We start from the raw sequence: 21721 nt of genomic DNA on the forward strand, positions 1-21721 counted from the left end.
TACGAAGGGCGAACACGATACACAGCGCTCCAGCAGGATACAACCCCTACTTTTGGCGAGTATCAGAGCGCTTTGCGCGTTCCCACAGCGCGTCGAGGGCGGCCTCATCGAGCGAATCCACATTCGTCCCTTGAGCCTCCGCCAGGGCTTCCATGAGGCGGAATCGTCTTTCGAACTTACCGGCAGAATCACGCAGGGTGGTCTCCGCATCAAGGCGCAGGTGACGGCACAGGTTGACACAGCTGAACAGCAGGTCGCCCATTTCCTCACGCACCGATGCGCTATCCCCGCTGTCCATGGCCTGGCGCAACTCGTCGAGTTCCTCGGCAATTTTTTCCAGCACCGGCGCACTGTCCGGCCAGTCGAAGCCGACTCCGGCAGCGCGTTTCTGTAATTTCTGTGCGCGCGGCAGCGCCGGCAGCGCCACCGGCACATCGTCCAGGACACCATGCTGCGCGCGCCCGCTGCGTTCCTGTTTCTTGATCGCCTCCCAGGTCGCATTGACCTGTTCGACATCTGCGGCGGCATCGACCACACCTTCTATCGCGCCACCGGCAAACACGTGCGGATGGCGACGCACCAGTTTTTCCACCAGCGTATTGACGATGGCGTCGAAACTGAACAGACCCTGCTCACGCCCCAGCTGGGCATAGAAAACCACCTGGAACAGTACGTCTCCCAACTCTTCACCCACATGATGAAAGTCTTCCTGTTCTATGGCATTGGCGAGTTCGTAACATTCCTCCAGCGTCGAGGGCACGATGCTGCGGAAATCCTGCTCCAGGTCCCAGGGGCATCCGTGTTCGGGATCGCGCAAACGCTCCATGACACGCAGCAGGTCGTCAATGCCATACACCACCGGCTGCTCCGCGCTCACTGGCTCACCCTTGTCGCGGAAATCACGTTGTGCAGCCGGTTTATGCGCTCCAGCATTTTCGACAGGGAAGCCAGGTTCGGCACTTCAACACGCAGCCGCATGGTCGCCGTATGGCTCTTCTTGTTGGTCTGGGTGTTGATCGACAACACGTTAATGTGCGCATTGGCGAACAGGCCGGTGATATCCCGCAGCAGCCCATGCCGGTCATACGCTTCGATGGCCACGTCAACTTCATAGTTATCTGTGGGTGTGGTGCCCCACTCTACATCTATGACACGCTCCGGCGTGGCCTCGGCGAGCTTCACCAGTCGGGCGCAGTCTGTGCGATGAATACTCACACCCCTGCCCTGGGTGATAAATCCGGTAATCGCATCCCCGGGCAGTGGCTTACAACACCCGGCCATATGGTTGAGCAGATTACCGACACCCTGCACCTGCACTTCGCGCCGGTAACGCGTGGCGCCCGGGCGTGCCAGCTTCAGCTGCGGTTCCTGCCGCCGTTCGACCAGGCCCTGCGCCGCGTTTAACACCTGTGCTGATGGCAGGTCGCCGTAACCCACCGCTGCATACATGTCCTCCACCGTCCGCATATGCACTTTGCGGGCCACACGCTGGTAATCCACGCTGGTGAGCGCCAGGCGCTTGAACTCACGCTCCAGCAGATGACGACCGGCATCGACATTTTCCTCACGCGCCTGGGTACGAAACCAGTGCTGCACCTTGGCGCGGGCGCGGGAGGTGCGCAGGTAACCCAGGCCGGGCTGCAGCCAGTCGCGCTTGGGGGAGCCGTCCTTGCTGGTCAGTATCTCCACGCGCTCGCCGGTCTGCAGGACATACGTGAGCGGCACAATGGCCCCGTTTACCTTGGCACCACGGCAGCGATGCCCAACCTCGGTATGCACGTGGTAGGCGAAATCCAGCGGCGTGGCACCCTGAGCCAGGTTGACCACATCGCCCTCGGGGGTAAACACGTAAACACGATCCTGCGCGACGTTAAAACTGAACTGTTCGGCCACGCTGCCGGTATCGCCGGTTTCATCGTGCCAGTCGAGAACCTGGCGCAGCCAGGCGATCTTTTCCTCGTAGGTGCTGGCCATGCCCTCGCCGGCATCTGAGCCCTTGTAGCGCCAGTGCGCACACACGCCCAGTTCCGCTTCCTCGTGCATCTGCCGGGTGCGGATCTGCACCTCGAGAATCTTTCCCTCCGGCCCGATCACCGCCGTGTGCAGGGAGCGATAGCCGTTTTCCTTGGGATTGGCGATATAGTCATCGAACTCGTTGGGAATATTGCGCCACAGGCCATGAACCAGCCCCAGGGTGGCGTAGCAGTCCTTGATCTCGGGTACCAGTATGCGCACCGCGCGTATGTCATAGACTTGCGAAAAGCCGATACCCTTGCGCTGCATCTTTCGCCATATGCTGTAGATATGCTTGGCGCGACCATCAATCTGGAACTCCAGGCCGGCATTGCCCAGCACTTTCGTCAGTATGGCTTTCACGTCGACAATAAACTGGTCCCGCTCCAGGCGTTTACCATCGAGTAACCGGGCTATCTTGCGGTACGCGTCTGCGTATATGTAACGGAAGGACAGGTCCTCCAGTTCCCACTTCAGGTGACCTATGCCCAGGCGATGGGCCAGCGGGGCATACACATCAAACACTTCCCTGGCGACGTGTTCGCGACGCGCCTCGTCATTCTTCACTGCGCGGATGGCGCAGGTCCGCTCCGCCAGTTTTATCAGGGCCACGCGCACGTCATCAACCAGGGCGATCAACATTTTGCGGATGTTGTCTTTCTGTGCGTGCGCCTGGCCCAGCACAGGGCGATCCTGCTGCAATCGCAGTTCGCCGATCGCAGCCATACGCAGCACACCACACAGCAGGTCACCCGCTGTGGTGCCAAACTCTTCGTTAACCTCGGCCAGCGAGATACGCTGCTCACGCACCACCCGGTAGAGCAATCCCGCAACCAGGCAATCCGTGCCCACGTGCAGTTCGGCCATTATCAGGGCGATATCGAGACCGGCGCGAAACGGATCACTTTCCAGTGCCCAGTCGCCCTGGTCGACACCGGGAACTGCACAAAGCTCACGCACACGCCCGGCGGTCTGAAGCAGGCGCTGGCGCTCTTCCTGCTCCAGTTGCACCGGCAGGCTGTCCAGCCAGAGCTCGAGATCTACTTTCTCGGGCTCGGCATTGTGATGGGATTGATGGCGTACCTGGACCATGTCAGTGCGCCGCGAATACGCCCGTGGAGAGGTAGCGATCACCGCGATCACAGATGATCGCCACAATCACCGCATTTTCCAGTTCAGCTGACAGTCGCAACGCTGAAGCGACCGCACCACCGGAAGACACACCACAAAATATCCCCTCTTCCGATGCCAACCGGCGCATGGTCTGCTCCGACTCGCGCTGTGAGATATCCATAACCCGGTCCACCCTCGCGGCATTATAAATGGCAGGCAGGTAGGCCTGCGGCCAGCGCCTGATTCCGGGTATGCTGGAACCATCTTCGGGTTGCAGGCCCACGATCTGCACGTCAGGGTTCTGGCCCTTCAGGTAAGCCGAGCAACCCATGATCGTGCCCGTTGTACCCATAGAGCTGACAAAGTGGGTGATGGTACCGCCGGTCTGGGACCAGATTTCCGGCCCTGTGCTGGTCAAGTGAGCATGTGGATTGTCGGCGTTGCCGAACTGGTCGAGTACGCGGCCCTCACCGCGGGCCTGCATGGCCATAGCCAGGTCACGTGCGCCTTCCATGCCCTCTTCCTGGGACACTTCAATCAGTACCGCACCGTATGCCGACATGGCTTGCTTGCGCTCATCACTCATGTGACTGGGCATGATCAGCACCATACGGTATCCGCGAATGGCTGCGGCCATGGCCAGGGCAATACCGGTGTTGCCGCTGGTGGCCTCGATAAGCGTGTCGCCGGGCTTGATTTCGCCGCGCTCTTCCGCACGCGCAATCATGCTCATAGCCGGCCGGTCCTTGACCGAACCGGCCGGGTTATTGCCCTCTAGTTTCAGCAGGATGGTGTTACTGGTTTGTCCCTGCATGCGTTGCAGCCGGATCAATGGTGTATTGCCGACACACTGTTCAATGGTGGGGTATTCGCGCATGACTACTCTACATCGTGTTGCCCGTGCAGCAGTGTACCGCTTCACGCCGGCCTGTGCATGTCCGGGGCGGGATTCAGGCCTTTAAACCAGCACTGCAAAAGCGATCACACAGTCTTCCTCGTCCGCCAGGCTCAGGGCCACCCGCGTGCCGCCTTGTTCACTGGCAACGCGCAGAGCACCGCCGCTGAGCTCCACCTGCGGCGCACCGCTGGCGTCGTGCGTGATCAATATATCCTGCCAGCTGACGCCGCGGCCTATGCCGGTGCCCAGCGCCTTGGCGACCGCTTCCTTGGCGGCGAAACGTTTGGCCAGCAGGTTTCCAGGACGCCCGCTGAGCGCATACTCCTCGCACTCGGCCGGGCACAGTATGCGCTTTACAAAACGCTCCCCCTGGCGTTCGACCACGGAGTCGATGCGTGCAAACTTGAGAATGTCAGTACCCACTCCTATCACCGCTATTCCCCCTTTCCGCGGGTTCGCGCCCGAAACAGTTCCCGGCTGCGCAATGGCGCATCCCCCAGGTGCACAGCAAGCACCTGTCGCATCAGGCGGCGTGCGGCCAGGCGGTTTTCGCCGGCAAACTCACCGCGTGACATGGCCAGCAACTCATCCCCCCGGTATGCGGGCTGCACAGTCCTGTATGCACCGGCACTCGCCACCATGCCGTGATCAGGATGAAATTGATACCAGGCTTCCGGGTCCAGGCCCTCACCACTGTGTCCATCATGGCAGAGGGAGAAACTGTAGCCCAACTGTTCCAGCAAACCCAGCTCGAAACGGCGCAATACAACCTCAACGTCTGCCTCGGCAGCGAGTTCTTCCACCACCAGCGTGTAGTCGGCAAAAAGCCGGGGGTGTGGATCATGTTTGTGCAGCAGGCGCATCAGCAACTCATTAACATACAGTGCGCTGTACAGGTTTTGGCCGCGCAAGGCTTGCGCCAGCCCGGCGGGCTCTACCTGGGTCAGGGTTTTCAACTCGCTGCGGCCACTGAAAGACAGTAGCAAGGGGGTGAAGGGTTGCAACAAGGCAGACGTGCTGCCACCGCGGGCCCTGCGCCGCGCGCCTTTGGCGACCAGGCTGATCCTGCCGTGTTCGGCGGTAAACGCCTCCAGTATCAGACTGCTGTCCCGGTATGGTCGACCGTGCAGGATATAGGCGGGCTGCAGGGAAACACGCATGCTGGCCAGGCGCCTCAGGGGTCGTCGTAGCCCAGGCTGCGCAGGGCCCGTTCATCGTCGGACCAACCGCTCTTGACCTTGACCCACAGGCGCAGCATCACCTTGCAGTCGAACAGTCGCTCCATATCCTGTCGCGCTTCGGTACCGATGGAGCGCAGTCGACTGCCCTTGTCGCCGATGATGATTTTTTTCTGGCCGTTGCGCTCAACCAGGATCAGTGCTGAGATGTGTGCCACGTTATTCTCAAAGCCAAACTCCTCGATCTCCACCGTGACCGCGTAAGGCAGTTCATCCCCGAGTTGGCGCATGATTTTTTCCCGCACGATCTCCGCAGCGAGAAAACGCTGGCTGCGGTCCGTGATCTGCTCTTCGGGAAAGAAAAATTCCGACTCGGGCAGGTATTTGCGGATCTCCTGTTCCAGGAGGTCTATGTTGCGCTGGCGCAAGGCCGACACCGGTATGATCGCCGCGAAATCCCCGCGCTCGGCCAGTGACTGGAGGTGCGGCAACAGGCTGTTCTTGTCCTGCAACAGGTCAACCTTGTTTACCACCAGCAGCACTGGCCGGCCCGACTGCTGCACCTGCTCGAGCACCATCTGGTCTTCTTCTGTCCACGCTGTGCGATCTACCAGAAAAAGCACCAGGTCCACATCACGTATGGCGCTGCTGGCGGCGCGATTCATGAAGCGGTTTATCGCTTTTTCACCACCCTGGTGTAGCCCGGGCGTGTCGACAAAGATTATCTGGCAGCCACCCTCGGTCTTGATACCCAGGACCTGGTGACGGGTGGTCTGTGGTTTGCGTGAGGTGATGCTGATTTTCTGGCCCAGCAGATAGTTCAACAGGGTCGACTTGCCCACGTTGGGTCTGCCAACGATGGCGACGTAACCGCAGTGTTTAGTCTCTTCTTGGGACACCCAGGCTCTCCAGTGCTTGGCCGGCAGCGGCCTGCTCGGCCTTGCGTCTGCTGCTGCCGGCACCCTCCACGACCATCTCGGGGCTGGTGAGTCGACAGGCAACCTGGAACTGCTGGTCATGATCGGCGCCGGTAGTGCCCAGCAGTTCGTAGTTGGGCAGTGGTCGACCGCGACCCTGCAGGTATTCCTGTAGCTGCGTCTTGGCGTCTTTATGCGCACTGGCAGGATCCAGATCCTCCAGGCGACCATCAAACCAGGTGTGTACACAGCGGCGGCAGGTTTCAGCGCCCGCGTCGAGCAGGATGGCCCCGGCAATGGCCTCCAGCGCATCGGCGAGTATGGACCCGCGGCGTTTGCCACCACTCTTGCGTTCACCGGTACCGAGCACAAGGTAGTCGCCGATATCCAGTTCGCGGGCAATCCTCGCCAGAGTATCTCCCTTGACCAGCGACGCGCGCATGCGGCTCAGTTCGCCCTCGCTGGCGCGCGCGAACTGGTGGTAAAGGGCCTCTGCGACAATGTGATTGATGATGGAGTCACCGAGAAACTCGAGGCGCTCATTGTTGCGGCCTCCCGCGCTGCGATGTGTCAACGCCAGTTCCAGCAAACCGGTGTCAGTGAACACATGGCCCAGGGCGCGCTGCAGGCGCCCGAGTTGCTGCTGGCGGTCCGTCACCTGGGCTCAGGCTTCCCCGCCTCGATCAGCAGGTCGTCGAACTTCATGACTGCGTCGATACGCCAGGCCAGCGGAACCCGCGCTTCATACCGGGCATCGATGTAGGTGACACCCTTCTCCCGATAGATATCCACGTCGCCGACCTTCAGGGCATAAATCTGGTTGGTGTTGAACAGGCGATCGATGCGCCGTCTGACCTGGCCCACGGTGGTGCTGCCCGGTTCGTGCTCATCCGCCACAGTCTGGACAATGTTTTTGACCGACGTGTATTCGAAGTAATGCGGGACCATCTTTACAAAGCACATAACGTAAAAACCGGCCATGATGGCGATGATCAACATGCCCGGAATGGACATCCCCCTCTGACGCTGCGGTGTGCGCATATCCCTGTCTCCCCTGACTGTCTTATATCATTCTATGGCGCCAACGCGGCTGAAGCTGGGCAGGCTGAAGAATGAGTCCCAGTGCATCCATACCGCGAAGGCCTTGCCTACTATATCCTTTTCCGGGACCTGACCCCAAATACGTGAATCCGCGCTGTTGTCGCGATTATCGCCCATCATGAAGTAGTGTCCGGGCTTCACCACCACCGAGAAGTTCAGTGGCCGTCTGGCGTCGTTGACCTGCATCATGAAGCTGGCATCGCCCAGTACTTCCTGGCCCATGCGATAGCGACCATTGGGGCCTGGCACCACAGCCACCTCTTCATGAGCTACCGCTTCACCATTCACGTAAAGACGTTTGTTGCGATAGGACACCGTATCCCCGGGGAGACCAATCACCCGCTTGATATAATAGGTGTCATTCATGTGTGGCGGGAAAAACACCATCACATCTCCGCGCTGGGGTTCGTTCAGGTCCAGTACCTTGGTACGAGTGACCGGGAGGCGAAGACCATAGGTATACTTGTTGACCAGTATATAGTCGCCCACCTGCAGGGTCGGCACCATGGACGAGGATGGAATCTGGAAAGGTTCGACCATGAAGGAGCGCAGTACGAATACCACGAACAACACCGGGAAAAACGAGCGCGCGTATTCAACGACCAGGGGCTCCCTGGCACTGTCCTTCACCCTGGCTGCGTACTGTTGTTCCTGGGGGTTGCCCTCCTGGTCCCAGTTCGGGTATTGCTGCTGCAGATCGGCAATGGTCTGTTTACGCCCGGGGGCCAGAAACAAGGTATCGAGCAGCCAAATGAGCCCGGAGCCGGCCACGAGAATGACCAGTATCAACGGAAAATCTATTGTTACCCCACCCATTAACCGTCCACCTTCAGCACCGCCAGAAACGCTGACTGGGGTATTTCAACCCGTCCCACCTGTTTCATACGCTTCTTCCCTTCTTTCTGCTTCTCCAGCAACTTCTTCTTGCGGGTGGCGTCGCCGCCATAACATTTCGCCGTCACGTTCTTGCGCAGCGCCTTGACCGTGGTACGGGCCACGATCTTGCCTCCCACCGCGGCCTGGATCGCCACATCAAACATTTGCCTGGGGATCAGCTCTTTCATCTTTTCGGTCAGCGCGCGCCCGCGATACTGGACATGATCGCGATGCACGATCACTGCCAGCGCATCGACCCGCTCGCCATTGATCAGCACATCCAGGCGTGACAGGGCTGCCGCCTCGAAGCGCTCGAAGCTGTAGTCCAGGGATGCATAACCACGGCTGACGGACTTCAGCCTGTCGAAGAAATCCAGCACGACTTCCGCCATGGGAATGTCATAGGTCACCTGTACCTGGGCGCCAAGGAACTGCATATCCACCTGGGCACCGCGCTTTTCCACACAAAGGGTAATGACATTACCCAGGTAATCCTGCGGCACCAGGATATTGCAGCGAGCGATCGGTTCGCGCATTTCCTCGATATCAGCCACATCGGGCAGTTTCGACGGGTTGTCGACCTTGATCACATCACCGTTCTTCTTGACCACCTCGTAGATAACCGTCGGTGCGGTGGTGATCAGGTCGAGATCGTACTCGCGTTCCAGCCGCTCCTGGATGATCTCCATATGCAGCATGCCCAGAAAGCCGCAGCGGAAACCAAAACCCAGCGCGTCAGAAGTCTCGGGCTCGTAGAACAGCGAGGCGTCATTCAGCGTGAGTTTGCCAAGCGCGTCGCGAAAATCCTCGTAATCGTCCGAGGAGATAGTGAAAATGCCGGCGTATACCTGCGGCTTGACGGTTTTGAATCCCGGCAAAGCGGGTACGTCGGGGCTCTTGTCGTGCACCAGGGTGTCGCCCACCGGCGCACCGTGAATATCCTTGATGCCAGCGACAACAAAGCCTACCTCGCCGGCCTGGAGGCAATCGCGTTCCTGCCTCTTGGGGGTGAAAATACCGACGCTGTCGACCTGGTGCGCCTTGCCTATCGATTTGGCGACGATTTTGTCCCGTTTGCGCAATACACCCTGTTTCACGCGCACCAGGGACACCACGCCCAGGTAGTTGTCGAACCAGGAGTCGATAATCAGTGCCTGCAACGGGGCATCGCGGTCGCCCTCTGGTGGCGGGATAGACTCAACCAGGTACTCCAGCGCATCCTCTATACCCAGGCCTGACTTGGCGCTGACCGGGCACGCCTCGGTGGCGTCAATGCCGATAATCTCCTCGATCTCCTGCTTCACCCGATCAGGATCCGCCTGCGGCAGGTCCATCTTGTTGAGTATGGGCAAGACTTCCAGCCCCTGCTCGATGGCGGTGTAGCAGTTGGCCACGGACTGGGCTTCCACACCCTGCCCCGCATCGACCACCAGCAAGGCGCCCTCGCAGGCGGCCAGGGAGCGGGACACCTCGTAGGAAAAATCCACGTGGCCAGGTGTGTCGATGAAATTCAGCTGATAGATCTCGCCATTGCGGGCTGGATAGTCGAGGGTGACGCTCTGGGCCTTGATGGTGATGCCCCGCTCGCGCTCGATGTCCATGGAATCGAGTACCTGCTCGTCCATCTCGCGATCAGAGAGCCCGCCACAGTGCTGTATGAAACGGTCGGCCAACGTCGACTTGCCATGGTCGATGTGGGCGATGATGGAAAAATTCCGAATGTGTTGGAGATCGCTCAATGCTTGGGTCCAGACAAAATAAGGCGGCACTCATTGAGGGCCGCCAAAAAACGCCGGATTGTACCTGAAAGCGCCCGCTGCGGCTATCGCCACACCCTGGCGCGTCGCCGGCTGCGCGTCCCGGACTGCGCGTCCCGGACTGCGCGTCCCGGACTCAGCCTGCAGGACTAGTCGGGCAACTTGATCCCGATGAACATGGGCGAGCCCCGGCGCATGAGGCGCAGCGGCACGGAACTGCCCCCGCGCAATTTCTCTTCTGCCTGTTCAAACGCATCGACAGACTTGACCGGGGAATTGCCCACCAGGGTAATGATATCGCCAGGCCGGATACCCGCCTCGGCAGCCGGTGAGCCCGGCACAACCTCGCGCACCTGCACGCCGCCGGACAGGCTCCAGCGCTCCAGTTGCTCCTGCGGCGCCTCGGCCACAATCACACCCAGCTTGCCGCCCTGGCCCTCGGCGCTGTCGCCGCCGCGCAAGCTGAAGCTGTCATCCGCATTCAGGCCCCCTACTTCCACCTTGATAGTCTTGCGCTTTTTATCGCGCATGATTTCTACGGGCACACGTGAACCCGGTGCAATCAGGCCGACCACGTGAGGCAGGTGGGATGAGGTGGGAATGTCCTTGCCATCAAAGCGAACGATAACGTCGCCCTCGCGCAGGCCAGCATCGTCAGCGGGCCCGTCCTCGGCCACCTGTACCACCAGCGCACCGCGCGGGCGATCGAGACCAAAAGACTCTGCCAGGTTCTTGTCCACATCCTGGATAGTCACACCCAGCCAGCCGCGTGTCACTTTGCCGTCTGCTTTCAGCTGATCAACGACATTGCGCACCACGCTCACCGGAATCGCGAAAGACAGCCCGATAGAACCGCCACTGCGGGTAAATATCTGTGAGTTCACTCCGACCACCTCGCCGGCCAGATTGAAGAGCGGACCGCCTGAGTTGCCGGGATTGATCGCCACGTCAGTCTGGATAAACGGCACGTAGTTCTCGTTGTTCTCCGTGGGCAGGCTGCGCCCCTTGGCCGAGACAATACCCGCAGTAACGGAATAATCGAGGCCGAACGGCGAACCGATTGCCAGCACCCATTCACCCACTTCAAGCTCGTCGTTTTTAGCGAGCCGCAGGGTGGGCAGATCTTCGGCATCAATTTTCAACAACGCGAGGTCTGATCGCGGGTCGGTGCCAATCACCTCCGCTTCGAACTCGCGGCGGTCGCTCAGGCGCACCAGCACACTGTCGGCGCCTTCCACCACGTGATTGTTGGTGACGATATAACCGTCACCGGAAATGACAAATCCGGAACCCATGCCCATACGCTGGTGAGGTGCCGGTGGTGCACCGCGGAATTCAAAGAAACGTCGCAGGTACTCGGGAATCTCCTCCGGCCCCGGCTGGCCACTGCCCGGCCTGGGCCCGCTGGCCTCGACGATAATCTTCACCACGGCGGGCGAACTTTGCTTGACGATATTGCGAAAATCGGGAAGTTCAGCGGCCCTGACCTGCAGGGCGCAGAGCACGGTGATGCCAAAAACCAGTACGGAGGTCAATCGTGTCAATACAGTCATTCCAGCGTCCAATCAGCTTGAGTTGTTACTGCCGGCCGGTTCAGCCGACGTGTAGAGCCTGCACGCGGCGGTGCAGAATACCTTCCAGTGTCGGTTGCAGGGAGTCGTCGTTGCGGTGCCGGTGTGCGTGGGCCCGCACCAGCATGAAGCCGGCGACAAATCCCGCTACCGCGCCCAGCGCCGCGCCAAGATCGGCGTTGGCTGCAACCCAGGTACTACCGAAGAATGCCCCCGCGAGCATAAGCAGCAGCGGCAGGATATAGACGATCAGCGAGCCTCGAAGAATGACATCTTCCGGAATGGCTATGCGCACCTCGTCGTCCACCGCGCAATCGCTGGCAGCGACCTTGCCGGGCAGCACGCGTATCAGCGAGCGATGCCCGTCGGATATCCGGTTGAGCAGGCCATGACCACAGCCCTTCTGCGCGGCACAGGCACCACAGGTCGACTGCCGGATGGTTTCGACCCAGACACTGTCGGCCTCCACTGCCACCACTCGTCCCGTTTCCAACAACACGTCAGCGTACCCACCTTACCGAATCGGCCACCATTCTAGCGGTGTTGACCGGCACTTCGCCAACCACGGTAATCAACAGCGGCGAACCGGTGAGGCTCAGGCCGCGGCTGTAGGATGTGGTGCTGCCCTCGCGCACAAGGCCCTCTCCGGGACGGATCTCCCGGTCCAGGACTTCAACGAACACAGAAAACACGGCCAGGCCATCGGTAAAGGTCTTGCGTCCGGCATTCGCCGGCTCGCTGGCGGTGGCCACAAAGCCCTGCGGCAACCAACCCAGGCGCCATCCCTGTGGCAGTCGCGCCGGTTGCTGCACGGCGCCCGGGGCCGGGTGCTCGGCCTCGTGCACGACATTGATATCGACACCTTCGGGAACGCGCTTGTTATAGGAAATCTCGGCGAACTGGAACTGCTCCAGGACCCGGTTGCCACGACCCAGTGTCGTTGTCTTGAGCAACAGGCCGGTCTTGCGATCGAGATCCATGGCATAGCCGTAGCGATACATGTCGCGAGGGCTGATCAGCACCCTCACCGCCTTGCGACCGGCCACGCGCTCGCCGTCTGTCACCTGGAAGCGGTATTGCGCGGCGACGCCACAATACCCGCCATCAATCTGGTTGCTCAGCCGCAGCAGCTTGTGTCCGGGGTGTACGCAGTCCAGGGGATGCTCAGGACGCACTATTTGTGCGCCCTGCCCCGTCAGCTGGGTCAAGCGCTCGGAGCTGGTATCACCGGTGACGGAGTGGGACACCTGCATGACCTGCATGTCCATGTCGCCACGCTGGTAGGTGACCACACCGTGATAGCTGACTTCGTGCACGCTGCGGGACATCCTGTCCAGCCACTCCAGTGCTTCACGGTCTACTTCGGGACAGGTGTCAGCGCTGGCCGCTGCGGACAGCAACAGGGTGATGGCAAAAAACGCTCCACGCACCGCGCCGATGTTGGGCAAAACTGGCATGCGCTGCTTACTCGCGTATTTCCGGGACGCGGGCAAAAGGAATCAGACCGTGCGGCGAATTCAGGGCGGCGTGCTCCGCGTGTTCCTGCATATACATCTGCATACGCTGGCGCGCCAGCTCCTTGTATGCGGTGCGCGCAGCCGGCTCCAGCACGGGCACCGCCTCAGTTCCGTAGCTGGCCTGCACTGTGGTCGCCCCGAGGCTGTTGACCATGCCTACCGGCGATACCCCGCCACCGGCGAACGCATTGGCGCCCTGGGGATCGGCGCCCAGCTGCGACAGTTGCTGCCCGCCGATCACCACGGTTGCGGCCACTGAGGCGGCCACTGCGAAACTGGCAACAGGGCGAAACAGTCTCTCACGCAACGAGGGCTTTGCGGCCGGCTCGGTGGCGATTGCCTCGCGTACGCGGGCCGAAATATCCAGCTGCATGTGACTTACGTCCTGGCCAGCCATGACCGAGCGCACGGCGTTATAGCGAACCCAGGTTGATCGCAGCTCGGCATCGCCATCCAGCTTTTTTAGCAGACGCTGCAGTTCCAGCTCATTGGCCTCGTCGTCCATTAACGCTGAAAGCGATTCCCGCAATTGCTCACTCATTGTTGTTCCTCCGCACCGGGTGCGTTTACTTGTTTCAACGCAGGGCCTGCAATCACCCCGCTTGATAATCGACACGCCCAGGGCGCTAACCGTCGATCTGTTCTCTTACCTTGGTGTCTATGGCCTCACGCGCGCGGAATATTCGCGAGCGCACCGTACCAACCGGACAATCCATGATTTCGGCGATGTCCTCATAACTGAGACCATCAAACTCGCGCAAAGTTACCGCACTGCGCAGGTCATCAGGCAAATCCCTTATCGCGGCCTCCACAACCTCTTTTAACTCGGCCCCGAACAGTGCATTTTCCGGCGATTCGATATCCCGCAGTGCACTGCCGCCTTCGTAATACTCGGCATCCTCCACTTCCACGTCGGAACCAGGGGGGCGCCGCGAGCGCGAAACCAGGTGATTTTTCGCCGTATTCACAGCAATCCGGTATAACCAGGTATAGAACTGACTGTCACCGCGAAACCTGGGCAGGGCGCGATAGGCCTTGATAAAGGCTTCCTGTGCGACATCCTGTACTTCATCGGCGTCGTGTACATAGCGACCAATGAGACTGAAAATCTTGTGCTGGTATTTCAGCACCAGCATGTCAAATGCTCTCGAGTCGCCTTGTTGTACTCTGGCGACGAGCTGCTGGTCCGTTTCGGCAGCCGTCACGCCCCTAACCCCTCCGTGGCCAACGGCATTGCTGCGCTGACTCTGCTCTCGTATCCGCCAACATAGACCGCAAGGACGTGCCTGAGTTCACTGACAACGGGAAAGTTGTGGGAAAGTGCGAAAAAGTGCCGCGATGCAGACCACACGGTGGTGATTCCTTGTTCAGGCGGAAGTCGTAATAATTGACTTCCAGGGTGATGTTCAGTGGCGCTAAGTTGTTGAGCCATATAATATATTTGACTCCCCACAGCGGCAAGCGAAGAGGCCCGTGCCCAAAACCTACCAACACGACGTACTGATCATCGGCAGTGGCGCTGCAGGACTGAGCCTGGCCCTGCACCTGCCCTCTCACTACAGGGTAGCACTGCTTTCCAAGGCCGACCTGAACCAGGGCTCCACCTACTGGGCCCAGGGTGGCATGGCGGCGGTGCTGCATGACCGGGACACGGTTGACGCACATGTCGAGGATACGCTCACCGCCGGAGCGGGCCTGTGCAAACGGGAAGCCGTGGAATTCACCGTGCGCAATAGCCGCCGCTGCGTGGAATGGCTGGTCAGCCAGGGCGTGGATTTCGACCTGCGCCAGGATCGCCCGGAGACCCAGGGGCGTGAGTTCCACCTGACCATGGAAGGGGGGCACAGTCATCGCCGCATCATTCATTCCGCCGACCGCACCGGGCGGGCCATATCCGAGGTACTGACGGAAAGAGCACTGGCAGCGGACAACATCGAAGTTTTTACCCATCGCGTTGCCGTCGACCTCGTCAACGAGGACAATCGCTGCAGCGGGGCCTACATCCTCAACCGGGAAAACGAACGCGTGGACCTGTTCCAGGCGCAGGCTGTCGTGCTGGCCACAGGTGGCGCCAGCAAGGCCTACCTTTATACGAGTAACCCCGATGGCGCCAGTGGCGACGGTATCGCCATGGCCTGGCGCGCGGGCTGTCGCGTGGCCAACCTGGAATTCAACCAGTTCCACCCGACCTGCCTGTACCATCCCGAGGCCAAGTCATTCCTGGTGACCGAAGCTGTCCGCGGTGAAGGCGGCCGCCTGCTGCTGCCTGACGGCAGCCGGTTTATGGACAAGTTCGACAGCCGCGGCGAACTGGCGCCGCGCGACGTCGTCGCGCGCGCGATCGACCACGAAATGAAGCGCCTGGGTGCTGACTGCGTGTACCTGGACATTTCACACCGCCCCAGGGAATTCCTGGAAAGCCACTTCCCGACTGTAATGCAGCGCTGCCTCGAACTCGGTATGGATATGAGCAAGGAACCGATACCGGTAGTGCCTGCGGCGCACTACACCTGTGGCGGCATTATTGTCGACACCGCGGGGCGCACAGACCTACCCGGTCTCTATGCCATTGGAGAAGCATCCTGCACGGGCCTGCACGGAGCCAACCGCATGGCATCCAATTCGCTGCTGGAATGCATCGTGTACGCCGAGTCCGCTGCCGGAGACATTGCCGGTGCACTGCAGCGTGGCGCGACACCCGCCGCTGCGCCGCCGTGGGATGAAAGCCAGGTTACCGATTCCGATGAGGATGTCGTCATCTCTCACAACTGGGACGAGCTGCGTCGCTTCATGTGGGATTACGTGGGCATCGTGCGCACCAACAAGCGGCTGCAACGGGCCCTGCACCGGGTCACGCTGTTGCAGTCTGAAATCGCCGAGTACTACGGCAATTACAAGGTCAGCAACGACCTGCTGGAACTGCGCAATCTCGCCATGGTCGCGGAGCTGATGATTCGCTGCGCCATCGAGCGCAAGGAGAGCCGCGGCCTGCACTACACACTGGACTACCCCGAACTGCTCGCTGAAGCCGTTGACACGGTACTCAAGCCGGAAAACTCACCCCTCGAGAGCCAGGCGCACGCGCAAGCGCCTTAGCTGCTGCCGATCTGAGGCGTCGGCAAATAGCCACAGCTGCCCGTGCAGGCCATTGTCCTCGCGCCAGCACAGATAGGTCACCCAGGGCAGGCAATGCGCCCGCCGCAGGGCAATACTGCGACAGTCACTGCCCCGCTCCAGCGTCCAGCGCCCTGCGTTCCAGGCCAGCACCGCGCCTTCGACATTGGACTGACGCGCGCGGATCAAGACACCGCTCTGCAATATTAGCAGCGCGAGCGCCAGCCAGGGATAACCATACAGGGCGGTATGCAGCACGGCAGCCGCGAAAGCCACCACCAGCACTGCCGCCGCGATGCGCCGGGTGGGTGACTCAGCGATCCTCAGGCGCAGTGTGGGTGAAATCGAGTATCTTGCCGACAATGGCTGCCAGTTCTCCGTCCTCAGGTTGTTCCCGGCGCAGGAACCAGCCGAACAGCTCCTGGTCCTCGCAACGCATCAATGCCTGGAAGCGATCGCGATCTGCTGCATCCAGCCCGGCGTAACGCATCTGCACAAATGGCTCCAACACCAGGTCGAGTTCGAGCATGCCGCGACGGGCCGCCCAGCGCATACGGTTGATTTCTTCATTGGATACCATGCCAGTCTTGCCTTGAACTATACAGATCAGAGGCCCACATTATACCCCCATCAGGTATCACCGTGGCGACTGCTGACAGGCCCCGGTACAGGCCCTATCATTAGCCCCCTACCCCAGCGAGGAACTCACTGTGACTGCCTTCTACGCTCCACTGCAACAGGAAGCACTGCTGCACATCAATGGCCCCGACGCCCTGGCATTTCTGCAGGGCCAGACCACCTGCGACACACGCAAGGTCGATGCCGGTCAGGCCACACCCGGTGCCTATTGCACACCCAAGGGGCGCATGGTTTGCGATTTCCTGCTGCTGCAACTGGGCCCGGATCACCACGCGCTGCGCATGCGCAGGGACATCCTCGACCACGCCGCCGCCACTTTTGGCAAGTACATCGTCTTCTCCAAGGCGGAAATCGAAACGCAGCGAACAGACTGGCAGGTGATCGGCTGCTGGGGGGACGAACTCAAGGACCGCCTGAACAGGCTGGGCATCACCAGCCCCGGCGAGCGCTACGGGGTGAGCGCCGGCGAGGGCTACGTACTGGTGCAGCTTGACGACGCCGGTACGCAGTATGAGGCCTATATCGACATGCAACAGCACGCCGAACATTTCGCCGCGCTTGAGGACGCCCTGCAGGCGGGCACCGAGAGCGCCTGGCAGGCACAGCAGATCAGGGCGGGCATCGGCCGCGTGGAGGCGGCAACGATAGAAGAGTTCCTGCCACAAATGCTGAACTACGATGTCACCGGACACGTGAGCTTCAACAAGGGATGCTATACCGGCCAGGAAATCGTCGCGCGCCTGCACTATCGCGGCAAGGCCAAACGCCGCATGTACCTGGCCGGCCTGAACGCAGCAGCACCCATACCTGCGGGTACGTCACTGTACAGCCCTGGCTCGGATCAGGCCACGGGCACCGTGGTCAACAGCAGCGTAGACGAACACAAATGCCTGTGCCTGGTCAGCGCCACCGAGTCAGGTATCGCCAGCGGCCTGTACCCTGAAGGCACAGACAGCTTACTCATACTGGCTTCGCTACCCTACACGCTGGCGGAAGACGGCGCCTAGCGCGCCCTGCACCGCTGCGCCCGGCGCTACCGGGGCGGAAGGCTAGAGGTTGGCCTCGACGGCATCGAGGAATCCGCACATATCCACTACCTTCTCGGCAGCGGGATCCGTGGTCTTGCCCTTGAGGTCGCCGGTGATGGTGCCCTGTGCAACAGTTTCGATCAACGCCGTCTTCAGGCTGCTGGCATAGTCACAGAGCGGCTGGTTGTCTTCCCTGCGGCCGAGTTCCTCGAGTGCATTGCCCACGGCAAAGATCAGCGCCGAGGAATTGAAGTTGGCTTCCTTGCCATCGGTTTCGAGGTAGCGCAGGTAAAGATCGTGGGCCGTACCGTGCGGCGCCTCGTAAAGCATGGTCCCGTCCTTGCTCTCGATGACCGAACTGGCCGTGGCAAGACTGCCGCCGAGGGCGGCGGAAATGTCGGAAAAAATATCGCCGTCAAGGTTCTGCGCAGGGTACAGGCCCCAGCGCGGGGGATCGCAGATCATCTTGCTGAGCTGGCGCGAGGGCCGCATTATCATGAACGACGGCGGCGGCGTATCCAGTGCTGCCAGTTCCTTGCGAATTTCCAGGATAATGGAGCTGAAGACTTCGTCGTAATTAACAAACTCACGCTTGAGGCCGAAGTACACTTCTTTCTTGTTCAACGAGGCATCGCGAAACACCTGCTTGACCCAGTCCTTGATGGCGTCGCGGTCATTGGACATGAACAGGATCGGGTCATTGGCCTTGACGAAGCGGGCATGCTTTTCCTGCCCGTCCACCACCACCTTGATGATGCCGTCCTCGCTGGCAGGGGTATTGTAGCTACCATACTGGTCTCCGCCGCCTGCACTCATGCGGGAGATGGAGACATGTGCCTTGCGTTCCGGCAAACCGTAGCGCTTCAGCTGTTGCACCAGCTTGTAGAGTTTCATCCCGCTGACGTTGTCGGGCACGCCCCACAGCGCGCGTTCTGGCGGGTTGGAAATAATGCGCGCCGCCTGGGCATCGATAAGTTCATAGTGGTAGCTGAGGCCGGCCGCAGCAACCTTGTCCTTGTAATCGCTTTCGTAGATGTCTTCGATGGCTGCCCGCATGACACCGTCATAGCCTGGCACCACGGTGTCCTTCAGCCCCAGGTATATGTCGCGTTTCTCATCGAGGGCACGCTGGAAAAACCGGTGCGCCCAGGCCTTCACTTCTTCCACGCTGTTGGTGGCAAGCATCCAGGGATCGCCCTTCTTCAGGGTACGACGGTGCAATTCCTGTGGGTCGCCGCTGCTGCCGACAAACATGACCTTGGCCACGCCGGTGGCCGCGGACAATTCACTGTAACTGAAATCGAGGCCGCCACTGTCCATGGTATCGACTTCGATGTCGCGATCGACCCAGTCCGGACGCACACTTCTCAGGTTGCGGAACTCGATATCCTCCCGCGTGATATTGCCGCCGATGCCCTTGCGAATGGCACCGTTGGGCGACTTGGTCGCCAGCTTGTCCAGTTCCGCCTCGCGGATATCCGGGTGCTTTGCCATCAACTCGTCCAGTTGCGCGCGATTCACCGTCATCCCGGCATTCTTGACACCCACTCCGTGCGTTTTCAGGGCATCGATCGCCTCCCGCACCGCCTGGCCATTCGTCACCAGGCGATTCTCTGCGGTCAGGTCCACTTCGACCAGTTCAATGTCGAGGCGCGAGGTGACGAACTGCTCCAGGATGCGCTCGAAAGCGATCTGCGCCATCTCATCCCCATGCAGAATGACCAGTGGCTTTTCGACTTTGATCCTAGAACTCATGCTTCCTCCCGGCTGGTTAACCGGGCGTATGGGACCGTGAAAAGGTCCAACCCGGCGAAAAGCCGCAACTGTAAAGGCTTTGCTGCGGCGAGACCAGTCGATTTTAGTCGAAAGACCGCTGTCAGCGCCTGCCGTGCCCTGCCATAATCGCGGCCCATGAAATCCTTCCTACCTCTAGTGCGCGCGGAATGGCGCTTGCTGCTTTTCGGTTTCCTGATGGCATTTGCCTCCAGCATGGGGCAGACCTACTTCATCGGACTGTTCAGCGGCGCAATCCGGGACGACCTTGACCTATCCCACGGTGACTTCGGCACGCTCTACTCCGCGGCGACGCTGGCCAGTGCGTTACTGCTGCTATGGACCGGCTCCCTGGTGGACCGGATGTCGCTGCCCCGGTACGCCTGCAGCGTGAGTCTGGGCCTCGCCCTGGCCTGCTGGCTGATGGCGGCAACACCCAATGCGCTCATACTGTTCTTCGCGCTGTTTGCCCTGCGGCACCTGGGACAGGGACTGATGAGCCTGGCCGGCAGTACCGCGATGGTACGGTATCTGGAGCACCAGAAGGGCAAGGCCAATGCCCTGGGCGGCATGGGCTACTCCTTTTCCGAAGCGTTGCTGCCCTCGCTCGCCATTGCACTGCTGGCGCTGTGGGGGTGGCGTGTGTCCTGGGTGTTCTGGGGTGCGCTGCTGGTTCTACTGCCGCCACTGGTGCTCTGGTTGCTGCGCGGGCACCGGCAACGCCACGATGCCTACCTCGCCAGCATCAATCACGGCCCCGCCGGGGACGAGACCCGCCAGCAACGCCAGTGGCGGCGAGACGAGGTCATACGGGACCCGAACTTCTACCTGTTCCTGCCGGCACTGCTGGCACAACCCCTGCTGTTCACCGGTTTCATGTTTCACCAGGTCCAGCTGGTGGACGAGAAAGGCTGGAGCTTCGCGGCGTGGGGCGGACTGTACCTGTTCTATGCGCTGATCAGCACGCTGTGCAAATTGCTGGCGGGCCTGGTGGTGGACCGCTACGGGGCCGTGCGCCTGGTACCGCTGGTCTGCCTGCCGCTGGGAGCCGGCCTGCTGGGCCTGTCGACAGGCGACAGTTTCCTGCTCGCGATCCTGTTCATGGGCCTGATGGGGGTCTCGGTCGGCTTCTACTCCACCCTGTCTTCACCCTTCTTTGCCGAGATGTACGGCACCCTGCACCTCGGTTCCATCAAGTCCCTGACCACAGCGGCAATGGTATTCGCAACCGCTATCGCCCCGGTGCTGATGGGCTGGCTGATTGATCACGGCACCAGCATGGATAGCATGGCCCTGGGCGGTGTGCTCTACACACTGGCCGCCAGTGCGCTGGCAGCATGGGCCTTTTACCTGCGGACGCCCCCCTCAGCCTCCAACTGAAAATGATTGCCGCGATCGCGCTGGGCATACAGCGCCGGGAGGAAAAACTGCAGGCTGCCTACTTCTTCTACCTGATGCCGCTGCCACTGCGCCATAAACTGTGGATGGAATACCCACGTACGGATCGCCAGGTTCACCAGCGGCCCCAGCAGTGGCCAGTCCACCCCGATGATCGCGTCGACGCGGTAACGGGTGCCCCCCGCTTCGGCCTGCCAGTGGTGTTCGACGCGCCCCATATCAAGCCCGGCAAACTGCGGCACCGCCAGCATGCCCTGGTCGGAGAATGATCGCAGGCGCGCCCTGCCGCGACTGTCATAGGGACCAAACCATTCTTCACGCATGATCATGGCGCCACGACCCATTCCCGCCACCCCGTTTTCAGCGGGGTCCAGCACCCGGATACGCCCGTGTTCGGTGGGATGAAAAATATGATAGAGCGGGTACCTGGTACCAGCATAGTCAATGGTGGAAATTGGCAGCTGGCGATAGAACCACGCCACCATTTGCGGACTGATATCACGCAGGAACAGGTGCTCGACCTCGTTCCTGATACGCCCATAATCATCCACATACCAGTGCACCGATGCCTGACGGTAATCGGGCAGCACCCAGGGCAGTTGTCGCGGCGCATCCCGCTTCAATGGGGCCGGCACCACAAACCAGGCGCCCAGCACCACCACCAGCACCGGGATCACTGCCAGCAACCACTTTTTCATCGCCCACCCTCCTGCACGCAAGCTCGCATGATGACATCCTGTATCGAGCACGCCAACTGCGCCCGGGGCTGTTGCAGGCGTCTGCACACCAGCGCAGGCAGCAGCTCTCGCTTGTGGCCAAGTCTGGTAG

General features: G+C 60.7%; 22 protein-coding genes. 3 read left to right on the forward strand and 19 right to left on the reverse strand.

Annotated elements, in window-relative coordinates; all coding sequences use genetic code 11:
- Positions 1–46: 46 nt before the first annotated feature.
- The 15 genes from mazG to rpoE all read right to left on the reverse strand — a co-directional run bounded on the left by mazG (position 47) and on the right by rpoE (position 14146).
- A complete protein-coding gene (mazG, locus tag F0M18_RS05730; RefSeq protein ID WP_262500836.1) occupies positions 47–877 on the reverse strand; it encodes a nucleoside triphosphate pyrophosphohydrolase in 831 nt (276 codons plus the stop codon).
- Positions 874–3105 (reverse strand): GTP diphosphokinase, encoded by a 2232-nt coding sequence (gene relA / locus F0M18_RS05735; RefSeq protein ID WP_149610447.1) that lies wholly within the window; start codon positions 3103–3105, stop codon positions 874–876. The genes mazG and relA overlap by 4 nt, the downstream gene beginning before the upstream one ends.
- A gap of 1 nt (position 3106) precedes the next feature.
- Positions 3107–4003: a cysteine synthase CysM gene (gene cysM, locus F0M18_RS05740; protein ID WP_149610448.1), complete on the reverse strand. Its 897-nt coding sequence runs from the start codon at positions 4001–4003 to the stop codon at positions 3107–3109.
- Positions 4004–4084: 81 nt separating this feature from the next.
- Complete coding sequence (gene acpS / locus F0M18_RS05745) at positions 4085–4447, reverse strand: holo-ACP synthase (RefSeq protein ID WP_262500837.1); 363 nt, start codon at positions 4445–4447, stop codon at positions 4085–4087.
- 11 nt (positions 4448–4458) lie between these two features.
- Complete coding sequence (recO, locus tag F0M18_RS05750) at positions 4459–5184, reverse strand: DNA repair protein RecO (protein WP_149610450.1); 726 nt, start codon at positions 5182–5184, stop codon at positions 4459–4461.
- Between the two features lie 14 nt (positions 5185–5198).
- The gene (era, locus tag F0M18_RS05755; RefSeq protein WP_262500838.1) at positions 5199–6101 is read right to left on the reverse strand and encodes a GTPase Era; all 903 of its coding nucleotides are present in this window, start codon (positions 6099–6101) and stop codon (positions 5199–5201) included.
- On the reverse strand, positions 6082–6777 hold the full coding sequence (rnc, locus tag F0M18_RS05760) for a ribonuclease III (protein WP_262500839.1): 696 nt from the start codon (positions 6775–6777) through the stop codon (positions 6082–6084). The genes era and rnc overlap by 20 nt, the downstream gene beginning before the upstream one ends.
- Entirely contained in the window at positions 6774–7160 is a 387-nt protein-coding gene (locus F0M18_RS05765) for a DUF4845 domain-containing protein (protein ID WP_149610452.1), read from the reverse strand. Before F0M18_RS05765 ends, rnc begins: the two co-directional genes overlap by 4 nt.
- Positions 7161–7187: 27 nt before the next feature.
- Positions 7188–8036 (reverse strand): signal peptidase I, encoded by an 849-nt coding sequence (gene lepB / locus F0M18_RS05770; RefSeq protein ID WP_149610453.1) that lies wholly within the window; start codon positions 8034–8036, stop codon positions 7188–7190.
- On the reverse strand, positions 8036–9835 hold the full coding sequence (gene lepA, locus F0M18_RS05775) for a translation elongation factor 4 (RefSeq protein ID WP_149610454.1): 1800 nt from the start codon (positions 9833–9835) through the stop codon (positions 8036–8038). Before lepA ends, lepB begins: the two co-directional genes overlap by 1 nt.
- A gap of 167 nt (positions 9836–10002) precedes the next feature.
- On the reverse strand, positions 10003–11406 hold the full coding sequence (locus F0M18_RS05780; RefSeq protein ID WP_149610455.1) for a DegQ family serine endoprotease: 1404 nt from the start codon (positions 11404–11406) through the stop codon (positions 10003–10005).
- Between the two features lie 40 nt (positions 11407–11446).
- Positions 11447–11923 carry a SoxR reducing system RseC family protein gene (locus tag F0M18_RS05785; protein WP_149610456.1) on the reverse strand — a complete coding sequence of 159 codons (477 nt, stop codon included), beginning with the start codon at positions 11921–11923 and terminating at the stop codon, positions 11447–11449.
- A gap of 1 nt (position 11924) precedes the next feature.
- Positions 11925–12881, reverse strand: a complete 957-nt coding sequence (locus F0M18_RS05790; protein WP_149610457.1) for a MucB/RseB C-terminal domain-containing protein — start codon at positions 12879–12881, stop codon at positions 11925–11927.
- A 7-nt stretch (positions 12882–12888) separates the two neighbouring features.
- Positions 12889–13482: a sigma-E factor negative regulatory protein gene (locus tag F0M18_RS05795; RefSeq protein WP_149610458.1), complete on the reverse strand. Its 594-nt coding sequence runs from the start codon at positions 13480–13482 to the stop codon at positions 12889–12891.
- A gap of 85 nt (positions 13483–13567) precedes the next feature.
- On the reverse strand, positions 13568–14146 hold the full coding sequence (rpoE, locus tag F0M18_RS05800; protein WP_149610459.1) for an RNA polymerase sigma factor RpoE: 579 nt from the start codon (positions 14144–14146) through the stop codon (positions 13568–13570).
- A gap of 268 nt (positions 14147–14414) precedes the next feature.
- On the opposite strand from rpoE, the gene nadB reads away from it, so the two are divergent.
- Positions 14415–16037, forward strand: coding sequence for an L-aspartate oxidase (gene nadB, locus F0M18_RS05805; RefSeq protein WP_149610460.1), 1623 nt, complete (start codon positions 14415–14417; stop codon positions 16035–16037).
- On the opposite strand, the gene F0M18_RS05810 is transcribed toward nadB, so the two are convergent.
- Together F0M18_RS05810 and F0M18_RS05815 are read right to left on the reverse strand one after the other, a co-directional pair.
- On the reverse strand, positions 15999–16418 hold the full coding sequence (locus F0M18_RS05810; protein WP_149610461.1) for a protein YgfX: 420 nt from the start codon (positions 16416–16418) through the stop codon (positions 15999–16001). The genes nadB and F0M18_RS05810 overlap by 39 nt on opposite strands.
- Complete coding sequence (locus F0M18_RS05815) at positions 16369–16635, reverse strand: FAD assembly factor SdhE (protein ID WP_149610462.1); 267 nt, start codon at positions 16633–16635, stop codon at positions 16369–16371. Before F0M18_RS05815 ends, F0M18_RS05810 begins: the two co-directional genes overlap by 50 nt.
- 130 nt (positions 16636–16765) lie before the next feature.
- Between F0M18_RS05815 and ygfZ the strand changes: the two genes are divergently transcribed.
- Positions 16766–17701: a CAF17-like 4Fe-4S cluster assembly/insertion protein YgfZ gene (gene ygfZ / locus F0M18_RS05820; RefSeq protein ID WP_149610463.1), complete on the forward strand. Its 936-nt coding sequence runs from the start codon at positions 16766–16768 to the stop codon at positions 17699–17701.
- A 42-nt stretch (positions 17702–17743) separates the two neighbouring features.
- Here the strand turns inward: ygfZ and F0M18_RS05825 are convergent, their stop codons facing one another.
- Complete coding sequence (locus F0M18_RS05825; RefSeq protein ID WP_149610464.1) at positions 17744–19477, reverse strand: isocitrate/isopropylmalate family dehydrogenase; 1734 nt, start codon at positions 19475–19477, stop codon at positions 17744–17746.
- 195 nt (positions 19478–19672) lie between these two features.
- On the opposite strand from F0M18_RS05825, the gene F0M18_RS05830 reads away from it, so the two are divergent.
- Positions 19673–20875 (forward strand): MFS transporter, encoded by a 1203-nt coding sequence (locus F0M18_RS05830; RefSeq protein ID WP_188109608.1) that lies wholly within the window; start codon positions 19673–19675, stop codon positions 20873–20875.
- Here the strand turns inward: F0M18_RS05830 and F0M18_RS05835 are convergent.
- Positions 20842–21591: a hypothetical protein gene (locus F0M18_RS05835; protein WP_149610466.1), complete on the reverse strand. Its 750-nt coding sequence runs from the start codon at positions 21589–21591 to the stop codon at positions 20842–20844. The two genes, F0M18_RS05830 and F0M18_RS05835, sit on opposite strands and share 34 nt — an antisense overlap.
- Between the last annotated feature and the right edge of the window lie 130 nt (positions 21592–21721).

Origin of the sequence: Pseudohalioglobus sediminis, from assembly GCF_008370495.1 — a bacterium.
Lineage (GTDB): Bacteria > Pseudomonadota > Gammaproteobacteria > Pseudomonadales > Halieaceae > Halioglobus.